At 53.9% G+C, this 17,353-nt stretch carries 16 protein-coding genes and 1 pseudogene; 10 read left to right on the forward strand and 7 right to left on the reverse strand.

What is annotated here, in order from left to right:
• Nucleotides 1-122 precede the first annotated feature (122 nt).
• On the forward strand, nucleotides 123-320 hold the full coding sequence (locus tag HP062_RS24175; protein ID WP_010463804.1) for a cation transporter: 198 nt from the start codon (nucleotides 123-125) through the stop codon (nucleotides 318-320).
• 219 nt (nucleotides 321-539) lie between these two features.
• Entirely contained in the window at nucleotides 540-1,736 is a 1,197-nt protein-coding gene (locus tag HP062_RS24180) for a multidrug effflux MFS transporter (protein ID WP_102595216.1), read from the forward strand.
• A gap of 8 nt (nucleotides 1,737-1,744) precedes the next feature.
• Here the strand turns inward: HP062_RS24180 and HP062_RS24185 are convergent, their stop codons facing one another.
• From HP062_RS24185 to HP062_RS24195, 3 genes are all read right to left on the reverse strand, one after another.
• A complete protein-coding gene (locus tag HP062_RS24185; RefSeq protein WP_010463800.1) occupies nucleotides 1,745-1,918 on the reverse strand; it encodes a hypothetical protein in 174 nt (57 codons plus the stop codon).
• 150 nt (nucleotides 1,919-2,068) lie between these two features.
• Nucleotides 2,069-3,082, reverse strand: a complete 1,014-nt coding sequence (locus HP062_RS24190) for a zinc-binding alcohol dehydrogenase family protein (protein ID WP_102595215.1) — start codon at nucleotides 3,080-3,082, stop codon at nucleotides 2,069-2,071.
• Between the two features lie 32 nt (nucleotides 3,083-3,114).
• Nucleotides 3,115-3,408 carry a putative quinol monooxygenase gene (locus HP062_RS24195; protein ID WP_010463795.1) on the reverse strand — a complete coding sequence of 98 codons (294 nt, stop codon included), beginning with the start codon at nucleotides 3,406-3,408 and terminating at the stop codon, nucleotides 3,115-3,117.
• 117 nt (nucleotides 3,409-3,525) lie between these two features.
• Between HP062_RS24195 and HP062_RS24200 the strand changes: the two genes are divergently transcribed.
• Both HP062_RS24200 and HP062_RS24205 read left to right on the forward strand, forming a co-directional pair.
• The gene (locus HP062_RS24200; protein WP_010463794.1) at nucleotides 3,526-4,455 is read left to right on the forward strand and encodes a LysR family transcriptional regulator; all 930 of its coding nucleotides are present in this window, start codon (nucleotides 3,526-3,528) and stop codon (nucleotides 4,453-4,455) included.
• Nucleotides 4,456-4,752: 297 nt separating this feature from the next.
• The gene (locus HP062_RS24205) at nucleotides 4,753-5,487 is read left to right on the forward strand and encodes a helix-turn-helix transcriptional regulator (RefSeq protein ID WP_172792135.1); all 735 of its coding nucleotides are present in this window, start codon (nucleotides 4,753-4,755) and stop codon (nucleotides 5,485-5,487) included.
• 97 nt (nucleotides 5,488-5,584) lie between these two features.
• Here the strand turns inward: HP062_RS24205 and HP062_RS24210 are convergent, their stop codons facing one another.
• From HP062_RS24210 to HP062_RS24220, 3 genes are all read right to left on the reverse strand, one after another.
• Entirely contained in the window at nucleotides 5,585-6,538 is a 954-nt protein-coding gene (locus tag HP062_RS24210) for an adenosine deaminase (protein WP_010463790.1), read from the reverse strand.
• An 82-nt stretch (nucleotides 6,539-6,620) separates the two neighbouring features.
• Complete coding sequence (locus HP062_RS24215) at nucleotides 6,621-7,586, reverse strand: isopenicillin N synthase family oxygenase (RefSeq protein ID WP_077750218.1); 966 nt, start codon at nucleotides 7,584-7,586, stop codon at nucleotides 6,621-6,623.
• A 143-nt stretch (nucleotides 7,587-7,729) separates the two neighbouring features.
• Nucleotides 7,730-8,812: a BMP family ABC transporter substrate-binding protein gene (locus tag HP062_RS24220; RefSeq protein WP_010463786.1), complete on the reverse strand. Its 1,083-nt coding sequence runs from the start codon at nucleotides 8,810-8,812 to the stop codon at nucleotides 7,730-7,732.
• Nucleotides 8,813-9,109: 297 nt separating this feature from the next.
• On the opposite strand from HP062_RS24220, the pseudogene HP062_RS24225 reads away from it, so the two are divergent.
• The 6 genes and pseudogenes from HP062_RS24225 to HP062_RS24250 form a co-directional block, all read left to right on the forward strand.
• Nucleotides 9,110-9,955, forward strand: a pseudogene (locus HP062_RS24225) (calcium:proton antiporter); the annotation flags it as partial.
• A 213-nt stretch (nucleotides 9,956-10,168) separates the two neighbouring features.
• Nucleotides 10,169-10,417, forward strand: coding sequence for a hypothetical protein (locus HP062_RS24230; RefSeq protein WP_172792136.1), 249 nt, complete (start codon nucleotides 10,169-10,171; stop codon nucleotides 10,415-10,417).
• A 739-nt stretch (nucleotides 10,418-11,156) separates the two neighbouring features.
• Complete coding sequence (locus HP062_RS24235; RefSeq protein ID WP_172792137.1) at nucleotides 11,157-14,216, forward strand: hypothetical protein; 3,060 nt, start codon at nucleotides 11,157-11,159, stop codon at nucleotides 14,214-14,216.
• Between the two features lie 198 nt (nucleotides 14,217-14,414).
• Nucleotides 14,415-14,738, forward strand: coding sequence for a hypothetical protein (locus HP062_RS24240; protein WP_172792138.1), 324 nt, complete (start codon nucleotides 14,415-14,417; stop codon nucleotides 14,736-14,738).
• Nucleotides 14,719-15,198, forward strand: a complete 480-nt coding sequence (locus HP062_RS24245; protein WP_172792139.1) for a response regulator — start codon at nucleotides 14,719-14,721, stop codon at nucleotides 15,196-15,198. The genes HP062_RS24240 and HP062_RS24245 overlap by 20 nt, the downstream gene beginning before the upstream one ends.
• Nucleotides 15,195-16,418, forward strand: a complete 1,224-nt coding sequence (locus HP062_RS24250; RefSeq protein WP_172792140.1) for a hypothetical protein — start codon at nucleotides 15,195-15,197, stop codon at nucleotides 16,416-16,418. Before HP062_RS24245 ends, HP062_RS24250 begins: the two co-directional genes overlap by 4 nt.
• A 216-nt stretch (nucleotides 16,419-16,634) precedes the next feature.
• Here the strand turns inward: HP062_RS24250 and HP062_RS24255 are convergent, their stop codons facing one another.
• Complete coding sequence (locus tag HP062_RS24255; protein WP_172792141.1) at nucleotides 16,635-17,330, reverse strand: SOS response-associated peptidase family protein; 696 nt, start codon at nucleotides 17,328-17,330, stop codon at nucleotides 16,635-16,637.
• Nucleotides 17,331-17,353 lie beyond the last annotated feature (23 nt).

Here is a 17,353-nt window from a genome sequence, read left to right on the forward strand (position 1 = left end):
TTGATGCACGCAGCTTGGCCGAGCGCGACACCGATTGCCAGCCCGGCAGATTTCGGCAGAACTTGACCTTGCTATGGTGGCAAGCCCGAGACTGCTCGCAACCTCATAAAAGGAGCCACACCATGCAAGTGTTCAACGTTCAAGGCATGTCCTGCGGTCACTGCGTCAAAGCCATTACCCAGGCGCTGCAAGCCAAGGATCCTGCGGCCAGCGTGCGGGTCGATCTGGCAGCCGGGGAAGTCGGTGTGGAAAGCGCGCTGACGACCGAGCAAGTGATCGCAGCGATCACGGAAGAAGGCTACGACGCCAAACTCGCTTAAGCCCAGGCACAATCCCCTGTAGGAGCGAGCCTGCTCGCGATAGCGGTGTGTCATTCAGCGTTGATGTTGACTGGCACTGCGCTATCGCGAGCAGGCTCGCTCCTGCAGGTTTTATATTTATCCAATGATATTTAATAGTTAGCGAGCTATCGGAATGTTCAAGGCGTCCATGCGCGGCTAGACTGTCGGGCTGCCGACCCATGCCCAACTGGATGCCTGATGAACTTCCGTACCATTTTGATTCTTGGCGCCCTGAGCGCTTTCGGTCCGCTGGCAATCGATTTCTATCTGCCGGCGTTCCCGGCGATGGCACTCGCGTTCGGTACCGATGAGAAACACGTCCAGCTGACCCTGGCCGCGTACTTCCTGGGCCTGTCCCTGGGTCAACTGGCATACGGACCGGTGGCGGATCGCTTCGGGCGAAGGATTCCGTTGCTGACAGGCGTCGGGTTGTTCACCGCGGCGTCCCTGGCCTGCGCGTTTGCGCCAAATCTGGAATGGTTGATCGGCGCGCGATTCATCCAGGCCCTCGGTGGTTGCGCCGGGATGGTGATCGCCCGTGCGGTGGTCAGTGACAAATGCGATGCGGTGGGCTCGGCGAAAGTCTTTTCGCAACTGATGCTGGTGATGGGCCTGGCACCGATTCTCGCGCCCATGCTCGGTGGACTGCTGGTCAACACCACCGGCTGGCAGTCGATCTTCCTGGTGCTGACCGGATTCAGTGCACTGGCAGGGTTGGCCGTGGCAATCGGGTTGCCGGAAAGCCTGCCGGCACACGTTCCGCGTCAACCGCTGTCGGGGGCGTTGCGTCAGTACGGTCGGCTGTTGTCGGATCCGGTCTACCTCGGCCACGCCTTGACTGGCGGTATCGCCATTGCCGGGATGTTTGCCTACATCGCCGGTTCGCCGTTCGTCTTCATCAAACTCTACGGGGTCCCGGCCGAGCATTTCGGCTGGCTGTTCGGGACCAACGCGGCGGGTTTCATTCTGGTGGCGCAGGTCAACGCACGACTGCTGGCCAAGCGTGGCCCGGCATTTCTGCTGGTGCGTACCGTGTGGATTTACCTGGGGGCAGGCCTGACGCTGCTCGCCGTCAGTGCGCTGCACACCGAACAGTTATGGCCGCTGCTGATTCCGCTGTTTATCTGCATCGCCAGCCTCGGTTGCATCCTCCCCAATGCCTCGGCCTGCGCCATGAACGGGCAGGGCGCTCGCGCCGGCAGTGCGTCGGCGATGCTCGGGTGCCTGCAATTTAGCGTCGCCGCCGGAGCGGCCGCATTGGTCGGTGTTTTACACGATGGCAGCGCCGTGCCGATGGCCATGGTCATCAGCCTGTGCGGGATTCTGGTGGTGAGCGCGGCGGTGCTCACCCGGCGTTTGCAAAATGCCCGGGCATTAGCGCAAACCCAGGTCTGAGGGCGGACTCAGCCAGCGGCGCGCTGTTGTTGGCGGTCGGGAATTTGATGGGGCGCGAGCAATCGCGCTTCAAGGGTCTTGGTGAAGGCTAGCGCTTCAGCTTCGCTACGGAACGTAACAGCGTGTTGGTCCAGACGAACCTGCCACTGGGATTTAGCCACTTCTTTAATCAGGATCTTCATTGCTGAACTCTCCTCTTTTAAAAGATGTTGCGTAAAAGATTGCATCGCAGAGGTTTCGATTGTAGACCCGAATACGATCGTAATTGTGACATGGGTCAATTCTCGGACTGACGGTGTCGTCCATCCGGACGACACTTGTCTCAATCTGTTTCAGAACCCTTCGAGCACAATCTTGCCCTTGGCCTTGCCGCTTTCCAGCAGCTCATGGGCGCGTCGCAGGTTGGCCGCGTTGATGGTCCCGAAGTGCTCGCCGACCGTGGTTTTCAGCGTCCCGGTGTCGATCAGCCCGGCCACGCGGTTGAGTAAGTGGTGCTGCTCGATCATGTCCGCCGTTTCGAACAGCGAGCGGGTGTACATGAATTCCCAGTGCAGCGACAGGCTCTTGCGCTTGAGCTTGGTCACGTCCAGCGCTTTCGGATCATCGATCAGCGCCAGTTTGCCTTGTGGCGCCAATGCCTCGACCAGTTGATCCAGGTGATGATCGGTCTGGGTCAGGCTGGCGACGTGGGTCACATGGTCTACGCCTGCGCGTTTGAGTTCTTCACTCAACGGCTGGCTGTGATCGATCACCAGATCGGCGCCCAGTTCGCGTACCCAGCTCTGGGTTTGCGCACGGGAAGCGGTGCCGATGACCTTCAGCCCGGTGAGTTGGCTGGCCAGTTGCGTGAGGATCGAACCCACACCGCCCGCCGCGCCGACGATCAGCAGGCTCTGGCCTTCATCGGTTTTACCTTCGCGCACTTGCAGGCGTTCGAAGAGCAATTCCCAGGCGGTGATGGCGGTCAGCGGCAGTGCGGCGGCTTCGGCGAAACCGAGGGTTTTCGGCATATGGCCGACGATGCGTTCATCCACCACGTGCAATTCGCTATTGCCCCCCGCTCGGGCGATAGAGCCCGCGTAAAACACCTTGTCGCCAGCCTTGAACAGCGTGACTTCGCTGCCGACAGCCTTGACCACACCGGCCACGTCCCAACCCAGCACTTTCGCCGCGCCGCCTTCAGGCTGGACGTTCTGGCGGACCTTGGTGTCGACCGGGTTCACCGAGATGGCTTTGACTTCCACCAGCAGGTCGCGCGGACCGGCAACCGGTTCTGGCAGTTCGATGTCTTGCAGGGCATTGGCGTCGCTGATCGGCAACGAGGTGTAGTAGGCGATGGCTTTCATGTGGGGCTCCTGAACAGTAATAGATGAAGGGATCAAGCCACGGTGCGCAGGCGCTTGAGGTCGAAGTGCTCGAGAAAGTCGCCGGCCTTGGCGCGGAAGTTCTGTACATGGGCGCTGGCGTCATGGGCTTGCAGGGCTTCGTCGCTGCTCCAATGTTCAATCATGTAAAACGCCAATGGATTGGCCAGGTCCTGATGCAAATCGTATTGACCGCAACCGGCCTCGGCGCGGGTCGGCTCCACCAGCGCACGCAGGTGTTGTTCGAGGGCGTCTTGCTGGCCGGGTTTGGCAATGAGGGTGGCAATGGCGGTGAAAGGCTGGGACATGGTCGCTCCGCAAACAGGTTGATTTCGATGGGACAGATGATTGGCTATTTCTCTGCAAGATAAAACCCGCTAAAAGAGCAGTCTCTTTCAATATTTTTTTGATAATCGGGGCTGAGAATGCTGCGTTTCGATGACTTGCAGTTATTCGTCCGGGCTGCAGACCTGGGGAGTCTGTCGGCGGCGGCTCGGGTGATGGACATGTCGGCGGCGGTGGCCAGTGCGGCGTTGAAGCGCATCGAACAGCAACTCGGCGCGCGCTTGTTGGCGCGCTCCACCCGCAGTTTGCGTCTGACCGCCGAAGGTGAGGGCTTTCTGGAATATGCCCGGGCCGCCCTGAGCAATCTCGACGAGGGTCGTCGCTTACTGGCCAGCGGTCAGGATCAGGTCAGCGGGATTCTGCAGTTGTCGGCACCGTCGGACTTTGGCCGCAACCTGTTGCTGCCGTGGCTCGACGAGTTCCAGCGCGAGCACCCTAAACTGACCGTGCGCCTGTTGCTGGGGGACCGCATCGCCGACCTGTTCCGCCAACCGGTGGACATTGCCCTGCGTTACGGCGAGCCGGAAGACTCAAGCCTGGTGGCACTGCCCATCGCGGCGCAGAACCGCCGAGTGCTCTGCGCCGCGCCGAGTTATCTGGCCAGGCACGGCGAGCCGCGGCATCTGGAACAACTGGCGCAGCACAATTGTTTGTTGTTCATGCTCGGTAGCCGGGTCCATGACCATTGGAGTTTCCACGACGGCAAGCGCGAAGTCGGGCTGACCGTCAGCGGCGATCGCTTCAGTGACGACGCCGATGTCGTGCGGCTGTGGGCAGTGGCGGGGGCCGGGATTGCTTACAAGTCCTGGCTCGATGTCGCCGCCGATGTGCTCGCCGGCCGGTTGAAAGTGCTGATGCCGGAGTTGCTCTGTGAGCGCGCACCGCTGAATTTGCTGTGCGCCCATCGCGCCCAATTGAGTAAGCCGGTGAACCTTCTACGGGAAATGCTTGCCAGCCGATGCGCTCTTTTAGGCAGTCAATTTCCGACAATATCGGGCATCGATCATTAGTCGCAGGCAAATAGCGAAATTTCTGTCAGGAACTATCACCACCCGCGCTTTCCCAAGGGCAGGAACCGGCGGTTAACCCGCTTATACTAGCGCCCGCCTCATGTACGCACCGTCGACCTCGCGATGGCGATGGCCTAACGGTCAAGCATCCGACCTTCGGCGCACCTGCGAAGCAATGGCATGGGGGAGAAGGGGCTTTGCCCGGCTTATGGCGGTTTCCGCGTCTTGGCCGACGACACATTACTGGTCAAGATGTCTCTGAGCAGCAGACGAAACGATTCAACAGGGAGTGAATACATGGAACATGCACCTTGCATCAGCCAGATCGCCACGTTGCTGGCTGACCCCAAGCGCAGCGCAATGATGTGGGCCTTGATGGATGGCTCGGCGCGGCAGACCGAAGAGCTGGCGCTATTGGCCGGCCTGTCACCGTCTTCGGCCAGTGCACACCTGGGGCGTTTGTCCACCGGAGGTCTGTTGAAAGTCGAAATCCGTGGGCGCAAACGCTTTTTCCGCCTGGCCGCGCCTGAAGTGGGCGCGGCAATCGAAGCACTGGCCAGCGCGACGCTGGCCAGCACGCCGCAACCCGTCCCGGACGTCTTCAAACGCACCAGCCCCATTGCCAAACCTCAGGCGGCGCCATCGTCGTTGTTGCGGGCCCGACTGTGCGATGACCATTTGGGAGGCACCCTGGCCGCCGATCTTTACCAGCGGCTGCTGGATGCCGGCTGGATCGAGCAATTCGAACAGCGCGTCATGATCACCCACAAGGGTTCCACACAATTGGCTTCGCGCGGGGTGTTCATCCAGGCCCTGGCTCATCGCAACAGTCGAGTGGCCTGTGCGTGTCCCGACTGGAGCGAAAGACGCCCGCACATGGGCGGTTCGCTGGGCGCTGCGTTGTTGCAGCTGTTCATGCAGTCCGGCTGGCTGAGCCTGCCCAATGATTCGCGCGCCTTGCAGATCACGGCCGCGGGGCAGCGGGAGATCCATCGATTCGCCAAGGAAACCGAGCTGGAAATGGCGCTTTAGAGCTGTTTGATTGACTGAATCGCTAGCTGGCTGAACACAGAGCCTGTGGGAGTGAGCCTGCAACAAAGACTCTCCCACAGGGGAGCTGCGCTAAGGCTTATGGTTTTACCAACCGCGCATCCAGGCTGTTTTGCGCCAAACGCTTGGCCTGATCCTGGGTCATGCCCAGGTCGGTGTACAGCGCATGGAAGTTCTCGGTCACATACCCGCCAAAGTACGCCGGGTCATCCGAGTTCACGGTCACTTTCACGCCACGCTCAAGCATGTCGAGGATGTTGTGCTGGGACATGTGATCGAACACCCGGAGCTTGGTGTTGGACAGCGGGCACACGGTCAGCGGGATCTGCTCGTCGATGATCCGCTGCATCAAACGCTCGTCTTCGATGGCGCGCACGCCATGGTCGATGCGCTGGATTTTCAGCAGGTCGATGGCTTCCCAGATGTACTCAGGCGGGCCTTCTTCACCGGCGTGGGCGACGGTCAGGAAGCCTTCGTGGCGGGCACGATCAAAAACACGCTGGAACTTGCTCGGCGGGTGGCCCATCTCCGAGCTGTCCAGGCCGACGGCCACAAACGCTTCGCGAAACGGCAGCGCCTGGTCGAGGGTTTTCTGCGCTTCGTCTTCACTCAGGTGGCGCAGGAAGCTCAGGATCAAACCGCTGGTGATGCCCAGTTGCTGCTCGCCATCCTTGAGCGCCGCCGCGATGCCGTTGAGCACCACTTCAAACGGAATGCCACGGTCGGTGTGGGTCTGCGGGTCGAAGAACGGTTCGGTGTGAATCACGTTCTGCGCCTTGCAACGCAACAGGTAGGCCCAGGTCAGGTCGTAGAAATCCTGCGAGGTGCGCAACACGTCGGCGCCCTGGTAATACAGGTCGAGAAACTCTTGCAGGTTGTTGAAGGCATACGCCTTGCGCAGGGTTTCTACATCGCTCCAGGGCAGGGCGATCTTGTTGCGTTCGGCCAGGGCGAACAGCAACTCGGGCTCCAGCGAACCCTCGAGGTGCAGGTGCAGTTCTGCCTTGGGCAGGGCGTTCAGCCAGTCGTACATAGTCTTTTCTCATCAGGTGCAGATGGCGAGCATTCTACAGATGCCCGTAGAAACAATTAGCAAAACCTGACCAGCCGGTTCATCACACCACGGCCTGTTCCCGTCGATAGGCGTAGGTCTCGGCGAAGCGCGAGAGAAGGAATTCAGCGCAGGTAGTGGCCGGGTACTTCGCCGGGTGCGATTCGTCCTGGCAACCGGGCAGGCATTCAATGGGCGTATCGGGGTGTGGTTCGGCGAAGAATGGCATCGAGTAACGATCGACGCCCAGCGGGCTGATCACCCGGTGCGGCGTCGACAGGTAACGGTCATTGCTCCAGCGGGCCATCATGTCGCCGAGGTTGACCACGAACGTGCCTTCGATCGGCGGCGCATCGATCCATTCGCCTTTGACGTTGCGCACTTGCAGGCCACCGGCGGCGTCCTGGTACAGCAGGGTAATGCAGCCGTAATCGGTGTGGGCGCCGGCGCCTTGCTGCTCCTCGGAGCTGGCGGTATGTCGCGGCGGATAATGGATCATCCGCAGCACGCTGACCGGTTCATTGAAGCGCGTGTCGAAGAAGTCGCGCTCGATGTTCAGCGCCAGGGTCATGGCACGCAGTAGGGTTTGGGCGAGGGCCTGCATGTCGATGTAATGCTGTTCCATCAGCACTTCCCAGCCGGGCATCGAGGGATGGCGGTTGGGACCGCGCAGCGGTTTTTCCGCCAGTACTTGCGGGTGGTCGGCCGGCAGGTGCAGGCCCATGTCGAAGGTTTCTTTCAGGTCGCTGGGTTTGCTCGGGTCGAGTTGCTCGGTGGCGATGGCACCGTAGCCGCGATGGTGGCGAGTCTGGGTGATGTCGATCTTGAGCTTTTCGGCGGTGGGCAAGGCGAAGAAGCGTTGGGCATGGTCGAGCACAGCGTGGATGCGTGACGCGGAGATCGGATGCCCCTTGATGTAGAAAAAGCCCCAGTCGCGGCAGGCGCGGTCGATCTTTTCGGCAACGGACTTCCAAGCGTGTTGGTCTTCGCTATAGAGCGGGGCGATGTCGATGATCGGAAGTTGGTTCATGCGCAATTCTCAAGGACGCTGAAAATTCATTGTAGGAGTGAGCCTGCTCGCGATCGCGGCGTGTCAGTCGACATTGATAGCGTCTGACACTCCGCCATCGCGAGCAGGCTCACTGCTACAAGGTTTTGTGTTGGGTTGGGGAGCTACTTCGGAATATCGGCCTTCATCCCTTCAACGTAGTAATTCATCGACGCCAGTTCCGCATTGCTTGCCGTCGCGCCCGTCGGGATTTTTTCGGTGCCGGCCTGATCCTTGATCGGTCCGGTGAACGGGTGGAAGGCGCCGCTCTTGATGTCCGCAATGATCTGCTCGGCCTCGGTTTTCACCGCCGCTGGCACCAGGTCGCTGATCGGCAGTTCAACCGTGCCTTCTTTCAAACCGCCCCAGTAATCCTGCGATTTCCAGGTGTGGTCGAGCACGCTTTGGGTCGCTTGAATGTAATGCGGGCCCCAGTCGTTGACGATCGACGTCAGCACCGCTTTCGGCCCGAAGTGCGCCATGTCCGAAGCGTAGCCCACGGCATACACGCCGCGGCGTTCGGCCGCCTGAATCGGTGCCGGGCTGTCGGTGTGCTGGAACACCACGTCGACGCCCTGGTCGATCAGCGCGTTGGCGGCGTCGGCTTCCTTGCCCGGATCGAACCACGAGTTGACCCATACCACCTTGATCTCGGTGCCTGGGTTGTATTTGTTCAGGGCCAGTTGAATAGCGTTGATATCGCGGATCACTTCCGGGATAGGGAAGGACGCGACGTAGCCGATCTTCTTGGTCTTGGTCATCTTCGCCGCGAGGAAACCGCCGACGTAGCGACCTTCATACGTGCGCGCCAGGTAGGTGCCGAGGTTCTTGTCCTGCTTGTAGCCGGTGGCGTGTTCGAAGGTCACCTTGGGAAACTGCTTGGCGACTTTCAGGGTCGGGTTCATGTAGCCGAACGACGTGGTGAAGATCAGGTCGTAGTTGTCCTTGGCCATGTTGCGGATCACTCGCTCGGCGTCGGCACCCTCGGCGACGTTCTCCACATAGTTGGTGGTGATCTGATTGCCGAACTTCTCGGCCAGCGCCTTGCGCCCCTGTTCATGCTGATACGTCCAGCCGTGGTCACCGATCGGGCCGATATAGACGAAGCCGACTTTCAGCGGGTCGGCGGCGCTGGCGGTCAGGCTCGCGCTCAGACCAATAGCCGCGGCAACGGCGCAAAGCAGCTTCTTCAACGGACGTTTGTGCATGAATTCGAACTCCATGTTGTTGTGAGGTGGGCAGAGGCAATGCAAATTGCTGACCAACAGGACAACAAAAACGCCGAAACCGTGTAATGGCCTTCGCGGGCAAGCCTCGCTCCTACAAGAGCGACGCCAACCTGTAGGAGCGAGGCTTGCCCGCGAAGAGCCCCCAAGGCCAATAAAAGTGCACGTGTCAAACCTGCTGCCATCCACTGGTGCGCTAAGGTGTAACGAAACGTTAGCGCCGCCCCGCAGTCAGTAGCTCATCACCCTGATCGCTTCACTCGGCACAAAAGGCCCGCAATGCTCACACTCCTCAAGCAAGAAAAGTTTCTGTTGCTGGCCGTGATTGCCGCGCTCGTCGCTTATCCACTGGAACACTGGATGCTGCACAGCGGCCAGCCCATCGCGCTGACCGCTGGCCTGGTGCTGATTGCCTTCATCGTCGTCGCCTCCATGCGTGTCGCCCATCACGCCGAACTGCTCGCGGAAAAAGTCGGCGACCCTTACGGCACCATGATCCTGACCCTGGCCGCCGTGCTGGTGGAAGTGGTGATCCTGGCGATCATGATGAGTAACGAAGCCTCGCCAACCCTGGTGCGCGACACGATTTACTCGGCGGTGATGCTCGACATCAACGGCATCCTCGGCCTGGCCGCGTTGATGGGTGGGATCAAGCACGGTGAGCAGTCGTACAACGACGACTCGGCCCGCAGTTACAGCGTGATGATCCTCACCGCAATGGGCGTTTCCATGGTGGTGCCGGAGTTCATTCCCGAAGCTAACTGGAAGCTGTATTCGGCGTTCACGATTGGCGCGATGGTCGTGCTCTACACCCTGTTCCTGCGTATGCAGGTCGGGCCGCACAGTTACTTCTTCAGCTACAGCTACCCGGAAAAACGCCGCAGGAAAGTCCCGGAGGAGGAACCTGAACCGGTCAATCTGGCGCTGAGTATCGGTACGTTGGTGTTCGGCGTTGTGGTGATCGGCGCCTTGGCCGAAGTGATGTCCAAGACCCTCGACCTGGGCCTGGAAGGCACGGGTGCTCCGCCGGTGATTACGGCGATTCTGGTGGCGGCCATTTCCGCGGCGCCGGAGATCCTGACGGCATTGCGCGCGGCCTTGGCCAACCGGATGCAATCGGTGGTCATTTTCCAGACAGACCCCTCCACAGTGTCAAATCCCATGATCTCTCTTATCTGCTTCTAAGAGGCTTCAATCTAAAGGTTTTGGCAAATCAGGGCTTGCGAGAGGCATGGTGGGGCTAGCAAAGGAGATTTTATGTGGGGCGGAGAGACTCGAATAATGAGCCTGTCCATAGGGTAGCTAGGCAATGAAGCTTGTCAATTTTAGGTGAATAGCATGAACACATTTTCTTTCCGAGCAGATTGCTTGGCTGACGTACTGGATCTACTTGGTTCCACCAGAATGGAGGCATTGAGACGAGTCACCATCATCCCCGATGGGACGTTCCCGGACGTCGAAGTCGAGTTGGATTCCGGCATGACTCAAAAACAGCTCCTAAGCCTAATGGGAGGTGTCGAGGATGGCCACGTCATGAGTGAGACCTTGCGCATGTGCAATCTGCGCTCGAATCCAATGGAGCGCTGAATGAAAGCGAGACAGGAGAGGCTCTGAGGGCCTCCAAGACATCTCTGTGCGCCAAGACTAAGACTCATCGACTCCCACCACCATGCCGCTCTTGGCGCTCACACGGTACTGATGGGGCGACGTAAGCCTCCATCTGCAACCAACAAAATACCTCCTGGATGATCTGGTGTCATTCCTCGCTGACAATGAGAGGGTGGTCATTTTCCTGCTAAGCGATGGGGGAAAATCGGTCAGTATCACCCGGCTGTTTTCTCCCCATAGCGACCGGTCATTTGTGCCTTGAATCAGGGGGTGTTGGCAGTGATTGAAAACTGACCCACCCTGCCGATTGAAAAACTACCCTAGTGATGATCACGTTAGTGTGCTCGTAGAGCCTGGACGGGAGGGGAAACAGCAGCGCACCTACCAAAGCCTGCTACTGGGTAATAATGGCGAGTTGCGCAGTACTCTTCAGTCCAATTCATGACCGCTCTGAAACAGGCTCGCAGTCTTTACTGGAGTCATGGAGTTTTAATTTATGCTGGGTTATGACTCTTGCCAATCGGGCGAATATGATTTAGTGACTGGACAAAGGTAGCTCGTCATGATATCAGAAAGCCTTCATGCCCGGCCTGTTTAGGGAGAAATTCTATGCCGGTGTTGGGATGCGACGATTAGTGCGCCATATCCATCTCGTCAAGAACTGGCATGACCGCGTCTGTCTTATCGCATAGCAAAATTAACAGGTCGGAATGGAATCATGGCGAAACGAAACCCAGCTAAAAATAAGTTAAAACCGGTTAATCAAGCCAAGGCTAAACTTCGAGGCGTGATAGCTGCTGCGCGGAATGCAACTACTTACAATATTGGCGGGGCATGTAGTTACGATTTTGATAAGAGAAAAACCTATTTCACGCAGTCTTTGAATGTGAACCTCCTTTTGGCTAGGCAAGAGCTTCCGTTTAATGACTACGATGTTTTTCTAGAGTGGGCAGATACTCAGCAGGATCATTTGCTGCCAAAGTCATTTAAGGAAGTCAAACCAACGCTTTCTAGTTTAAGCTTTGTCCGTGAAACAAAAGAAATTTCTTTAATTTCTGAAGCGTTTTGGCTGTCGCACCGACTGTACCGAGAACGTGAAACAATTGCAGAATTTTTGAGGCTCAGAGGACAAATTGAAACACATTTTTGGTCAGGTGATCTCGAATCTATCTACCACCTGTTCAGAGGTATGACGGACAAGCTAGGTCAGTCAGTATGGTTAGTAGAGGCAAGGTTATCTGTAGAACAGGCATTTAAAGGCCTGGAGAGTCAAAAAAAGATTCTCGAAGAAATTCGAAAAGAGGCAGGCCGGGGATTTATCAGATTTCTATCACATCGCATGAGTATGCGAAACGAGATGGCCGTAACAACACAGCGTTTTGCCTCGAATCTCAACTCCTATATCACCTCCAGACCAAATCTAAAACCAGAAACTGCTGAGTATTTAAGGTTCAAGCTGTGTCATGAGGTTCCAGTGACAGAATCTAAAATCTGCTCAATCATAAGATTTCAACAGAATCACTCAGTAATCGACTGTTACGAGGGATTGGTAAATATTGTTCAAGCGCTAGTCGGTGCTGATGGGGGAGAGGAAACTCTCAAGGTCCTATTCAGTGCTTTACTTAGGGTTGGTGTGGACGACGACCGCATTTCGAAACTTGAGATGGTATATGGTCGGCGTGACGTCGAAGTTAGCTACTTGTCGGATATCAATGCAGCGGGACTGTTGCTGAAAGGTGAGAACAAGGCAGCCAGTAGATACGCGTTGAAAAACTTTAGGGCAAATAGCACGAAAGATATATTCCAGCTATATATTTCTGCGCAGGCACACTCTTTTAGTGGAGAACGGATTAAGGGAATAAAAGACAAGGAACGCAGGCCAGAGCACGATTATATTCGACGATTATCGAGCGTAATTGCGAAAAACGCGGATTCGGCCCGCTCATACGATTTCCTAGAGAAAACCCTCCGGAACTTTCAAATATTCCCGACTTGTAAGGCCTTTTTAGATGTCGTGCGTAGAGAACATGATCCGATCCCGTTTAGGAAAGAAAAAGCCAAACTATACTTTTTTCTTAATAATCCAAAATTTTCACCTATTGATGCCCCTTCCGGCTCTAATATCGAAAATCTTCTCTATGGAGAAAGCTCCGAGTCTGCGGTGACAGTTAAAGATTACATAAGTATTTGCCAATCAATAAAAACCGAAAGCCATGCATTGACTTCAATGGCATTCACGATTGCTGTTTTAACAGGAGCTTTTCAGCGAAGCGATCACAAACTTATTCTCGAAACTCTTTCCGCACGCAGAGTTGATGGCGAGTTTCAGTTAATTGAGCCAAGATTCAAAGTCATTGAGGTCGATTCTCTTATTTCGGTAGGGGAGACAAGAAATGCTATTCGGATATTTGGAGATGTTATTTCTACGGGTAGAAGTTACGTTGATCTCCTGCCATTCAATTCTTTAGTAAACAAGGCCGTAAAGTGGGCTGACTTGCGTCAATATTCAGATGAAATCGCTTTGCCAATACTTCTGAATCAAGTTTACAAGTTTAGTCCGAGTAACGCATTAGCTACACTTCGTCGTACGGCAGTGGATTCCTTCCTTCGCAGCAATAATTTAGATAAGCCCTCAAGCTTAGCGGATCAAATTGATCGTTTTGGTAAAGCAAACATTATTTATTTCCTGAAAAATCTATGCACGTCTTCAATTTTAGATATGTGCAAGTGCCTCGACGGTACCAAGGCTGTAGATGAAGAGCGGTTGAGAGTTCTAGGTTCCCTATTAGAATTAGATTCTCATAGTTCTGAGCTGTATGAGGGTGAGATTCTCACACTCTCCAGTAGTCTTAGAATTAGAGAGGGATTGAAAGTTGTTGATGGTAGTAGAATTCATGTTGACCTCGAAGGGATTTCAAGGTGGGTGCATGCTGAGCTTCAGGAAAGTTTATCTCGATATAAGAGTCTAGTTGAAGCTGGCGTAGGCATTGCTGAGGACATTGATGATGTGATCAAGGAGTTCATGGTTCAGTCAAGTCCAAAAGCTTATTTGGATGCTCCTAAGAGTGAAGCTGACGACATTGTTGTTTCGATGCTTTGGGAGCTGAGAGAGAGATTTCTTTTTGATAAGCCGCATGGATTGAATAGCTACCTTAGCAAGCGTGTTCGTCACAATTCGATTGCGGGATACCTAAGGGGCGCGCTAGACAAAGACTCTTTGATAACGCCAATTTCAGCGGGTAGTTATCGTGAGAATATCCATTGGCAGATGATTTTGCGAGATCGTGGCTATTCGTCACAAGATGTAAATATTACTCTAGAATTACTCCGGGATTTTGGTTCTAAGTTTGATAACATAACATCGCATCTTAAAGATTCAGTGCTTCACATTAAAAGGCCTGAATACCCGCATGGATTGATCGATCTGCCTTTACTACCTGCTGTAGTATATGTCGCACGCTCCGCATTGCAGTCGTCCAATTATGATCTCGGATCGTGGTTTGAGGTAAGTATAGCGATGTTCTGGCTTAGGCTAGAGCCTTCGCTTTTTCGTGTGAGAGAAGTGCTTTCAAAAGAATATAAAGCAAAAGTCGTCGCCTTATTTGATAACCTTCGAGCAGATCTGGTCAAAGCGCTAGGGCGTGACCGTCAATGCCACGAGTTAACGAGCGCCATCAACGACGCGTCCATCGAACTTCAAAATCTAATTGATAGGGCGGCTGATTGGTTCAATAAGCGCCAAGGTGAATTGAGTAAATATGCGTACTCTCTTAATTAAGTTATTGATATTTCGATTCAGTCTGCTTTGACTAGGCATAGAAGCTGCAAAATCGATATCGAAAAAGAAGTTTTCCAGACAATAGAGTTGAGAGCGGATGCTTTAGTTGTCGTTGCCGATATTATACTGGTAGTTATCGCCAATATTTCTGACCACTCTGGTTGTAGGGACAATGCGAAACTAAAAATTCTCGCGCGAATGAACGAAGAAAAAAATCTCATAAATTTTAGATTTGAAAGCCTAGTCGGTTCAGAAGAGATAACAGATAAGAATTTAGAAGTCATTGAAGCGACTAGGGCGGACATCAATTCTGGTGCTTATTTAGATAAGATTGCTTTGGATCGTCGTAGTGGGTTGTCTAAAGTTGCTTCCATTGTCAAGCCCGAAGCTGGAGGACGAATTGAGTTCGGATTCCAAACTCCTACATGTTTTTTTCTTGATATAGACTTGGCTCTGACAGTTGAGAGTGTAAGTTTGAATCCTTATTCTTCGGAGCCGAACAATGAGATTGTTGCTTGTTGAGGATGAGGGCCCTAAGTCCGAGAAAATCGCCTCGTGTCTCTTAGATGAGTTTCCGGGGGTCGATATCCACACTGCGAAGTCCGTACGCTCGGCGCTCAAAAAGCTGGATCAGTTTCCCTATGATTTGGTTGTTCTAGATATGTCTTTGCCTACCTTTGATATAAGTGAGGATGAACATGGCGGGCGGCCGCAAGGATTTGGAGGCGTCGAGGTAATGCGTGATATGAGTAACTACGAAATAATTGCTCCAGTAATTGTAGTTACAGCGTATGAGTACTTCTCAGTAGATAGCAGCGAAGATTTAGCGCATGGCAAGGAATCTACTCTGCCGGAACTGAAACAAGAGTTGGGCGATGAGTTTCCAGAGATTTTTGTAGACTTAATTAAGTATGATACTTTTTCTGATGAATGGCAGGCCCAGTTAGTGGCCGCTATTAGAGCCATCGTGGGGTTATTTTGAATATTTTGATCATTGACGACAATCGCGCAAAAGTATTGCCTCTTATAAAAGGAATGATTGCGCTAAATATACCTAGAGAAAATATTCATACCGCCGAATCAGCATCAGATGCGCGTTTAAAACTCCGAGTAGAAATATATGACTTGGTTGTGCTAGATCTTTGTTTGCCTGAAGTCATAGAAGACGATCCATCCCTCGATGTCGTAAAGCGATTGATCGAAGACTTGTACAGCGAAGAAAAAGAATTACTGAGGCCGAAACTCATTGTTGGTTTTTCAGCTTATGAATCTTATATTTCTGAAATACAAGGTATACAAAGCTTCGGATCGATGGTCTTCCATCATTATGATGAAAAAACAGAAAGCTGGTTGCATGGAATAATTAACTGTGTCCAGTATCTCCTCAATTTACAAGACGGGAAAGAAACTCAGCCTGAAGCTGTTGACCTATGCGTAATTGCTGCTCTTTATACCCCAGAATTTACTTCAATTCTCGATTTGCCATGGGCCTGGGGAGAGCCTGAGTTACTTGATCAGTGCACCTCAATTCGGCGAGGAAGTTTCACCTCGGGAAGAAAAACTTATTCTGTGGTAGCCGCGCACAGCCTGAGAATGGGCATGGTAGCTGCGACTATATTGGCGACTAAACTAATCGCACTATGTAAACCTAGGTTTTTAGTGATGCCTGGAATTTGCGCGGGAGTCCCTGGAAAGACTAACTATGGAGATGTATTACTCGCGAACCCTAGCTGGGATTATCAGTGCGGTAAGCGTCTTTCAAATGAAGAAGGTTCGCAATTCTACATTGCGCCCCATCAGCTTCATGTTAGTGAGGCAGTTGAATCTCGTATTTTACAGATTTCCAGGACGCCAGGGCTTTTAACACAAATAAAAAGCAATTGGCGTGGTGAAAAGCCTGATGCAGAGCTTCGGCTTCACTCTGGGCCAGTCGGATGTGGCTCCGCAGTCTTGGCTGATTACTCAATTGTGGAAGACATAATCGAAAATCAGCAAAGAACTTTGCTTGGTATTGAAATGGAAATTTACGGAGTATACAGTGCTGCCAATAGTGCACCCGAGCCCCGGCCAATTGCATTCTCAGTTAAATCTGTGTGCGATCATGCAGACAATCAAAAAAATGACACTTATCAAAAATACGCCGCGTATACAAGCGCGCAAGTCATTAAGGAGTTTTTTGAGCGATTTATGTCGGAGTTTTGATGGAAGATACACGCTTCATGTAAACGCTCAATAACTACATTTGATTTTTCTATATTGATATTATTTGTATTAATGTAGTGATTTTCTCTGTTGCACTTAGGAGGCTACTTATCGATGATTCTGGTCGATCCGCCAATTATGGGTCGGTTATGCCGCCCTACTGTGAGCGGCCGTTCAGATGGCAATGCAACATGGATCGCGAATTGTTGTGCCTAACTACTCGGGAATCAGGGGGGCGATCAGTTCAGCCCCCTGATTCCGCACGTTGCCCACCTCCGTGCCAACCGGATACCACGCGAACTCAGAAACATCCAGGCAGCACTCCCTGGCAAGCTCCTCAGCGCGTAGTGCTGAGGTATTCGGATCAACCCACTCCCGTGCATGCTCGGCGCTCAGGACAACGGGACGGCGGTCATGAATGTCGACCATTCCTTGGTCGCTATCAGCCGTGATAATCACAAAACCGTCTCGCTCGTCCGGTTCAAGCCCTGGCCGAACTTGGCCGAGTGCAGCGAAGAACATCGGGCGCTCATCCCTGAGCCTGATGAAGAACGGCTGTTTCTTTTTCGGGTCTGTTGCGTCTTTCACCCACTCGAACCAGCCATTTGCCGGCGCAAGCATCCGGCCATGTGGCCAAAGCTCCTTGAAGAACTTTCCTGTCATCACTGTCTCGACTCTGGCGTTTATTGGGTCAGGCCGCTTTCCCTTTGCCCAGAATGGCGACCATCCCCAGCGCACTTTGTCGATGCTTATCCCATCCTCCACCGGCCGAATAATTTCCACGCGGGTGGTTGGAGCAACGTTGTAGCGCTCTATCGGCCAGATGTCGTAGCCGTTGATGATGAGCTGCTTAGGCGCCAGCTCCTTGAGGTAGTGGTCCATGGAATCGTAAATCGAATAACGCCCGCACATGCTGTCACCCGTCGAAATTTTCT

Origin of the sequence: Pseudomonas sp. B14-6, assembly GCF_013260315.1 — a bacterium.
Classification (GTDB): domain Bacteria; phylum Pseudomonadota; class Gammaproteobacteria; order Pseudomonadales; family Pseudomonadaceae; genus Aquipseudomonas; species Aquipseudomonas mandelii.

What these genes read in the sequence shown, in the direction of transcription:
- HP062_RS24190 (WP_102595215.1), bottom strand. Translation starts at nt 3,082, where the DNA reads ATGAAAGCCATCGCCTACTACACCTCGTTGCCGATCAGCGACGCCAAT.
- HP062_RS24240 (WP_172792138.1), top strand. Translation starts at nt 14,415, where the DNA reads ATGAACGAAGAAAAAAATCTCATAAATTTTAGATTTGAAAGCCTAGTC.
- HP062_RS24255 (WP_172792141.1), bottom strand. Translation starts at nt 17,330, where the DNA reads ATGTGCGGGCGTTATTCGATTTACGATTCCATGGACCACTACCTCAAG.
- HP062_RS24215 (WP_077750218.1), bottom strand. Translation starts at nt 7,586, where the DNA reads ATGAACCAACTTCCGATCATCGACATCGCCCCGCTCTATAGCGAAGAC.
- HP062_RS24175 (WP_010463804.1), top strand. Translation starts at nt 123, where the DNA reads ATGCAAGTGTTCAACGTTCAAGGCATGTCCTGCGGTCACTGCGTCAAA.
- HP062_RS24245 (WP_172792139.1), top strand. Translation starts at nt 14,719, where the DNA reads ATGAGATTGTTGCTTGTTGAGGATGAGGGCCCTAAGTCCGAGAAAATC.
- HP062_RS24180 (WP_102595216.1), top strand. Translation starts at nt 540, where the DNA reads ATGAACTTCCGTACCATTTTGATTCTTGGCGCCCTGAGCGCTTTCGGT.
- HP062_RS24235 (WP_172792137.1), top strand. Translation starts at nt 11,157, where the DNA reads ATGGCGAAACGAAACCCAGCTAAAAATAAGTTAAAACCGGTTAATCAA.
- HP062_RS24185 (WP_010463800.1), bottom strand. Translation starts at nt 1,918, where the DNA reads ATGAAGATCCTGATTAAAGAAGTGGCTAAATCCCAGTGGCAGGTTCGT.
- HP062_RS24210 (WP_010463790.1), bottom strand. Translation starts at nt 6,538, where the DNA reads ATGTACGACTGGCTGAACGCCCTGCCCAAGGCAGAACTGCACCTGCAC.
- HP062_RS24200 (WP_010463794.1), top strand. Translation starts at nt 3,526, where the DNA reads ATGCTGCGTTTCGATGACTTGCAGTTATTCGTCCGGGCTGCAGACCTG.
- HP062_RS24220 (WP_010463786.1), bottom strand. Translation starts at nt 8,812, where the DNA reads ATGCACAAACGTCCGTTGAAGAAGCTGCTTTGCGCCGTTGCCGCGGCT.
- HP062_RS24230 (WP_172792136.1), top strand. Translation starts at nt 10,169, where the DNA reads ATGAACACATTTTCTTTCCGAGCAGATTGCTTGGCTGACGTACTGGAT.
- HP062_RS24195 (WP_010463795.1), bottom strand. Translation starts at nt 3,408, where the DNA reads ATGTCCCAGCCTTTCACCGCCATTGCCACCCTCATTGCCAAACCCGGC.
- HP062_RS24205 (WP_172792135.1), top strand. Translation starts at nt 4,753, where the DNA reads ATGGAACATGCACCTTGCATCAGCCAGATCGCCACGTTGCTGGCTGAC.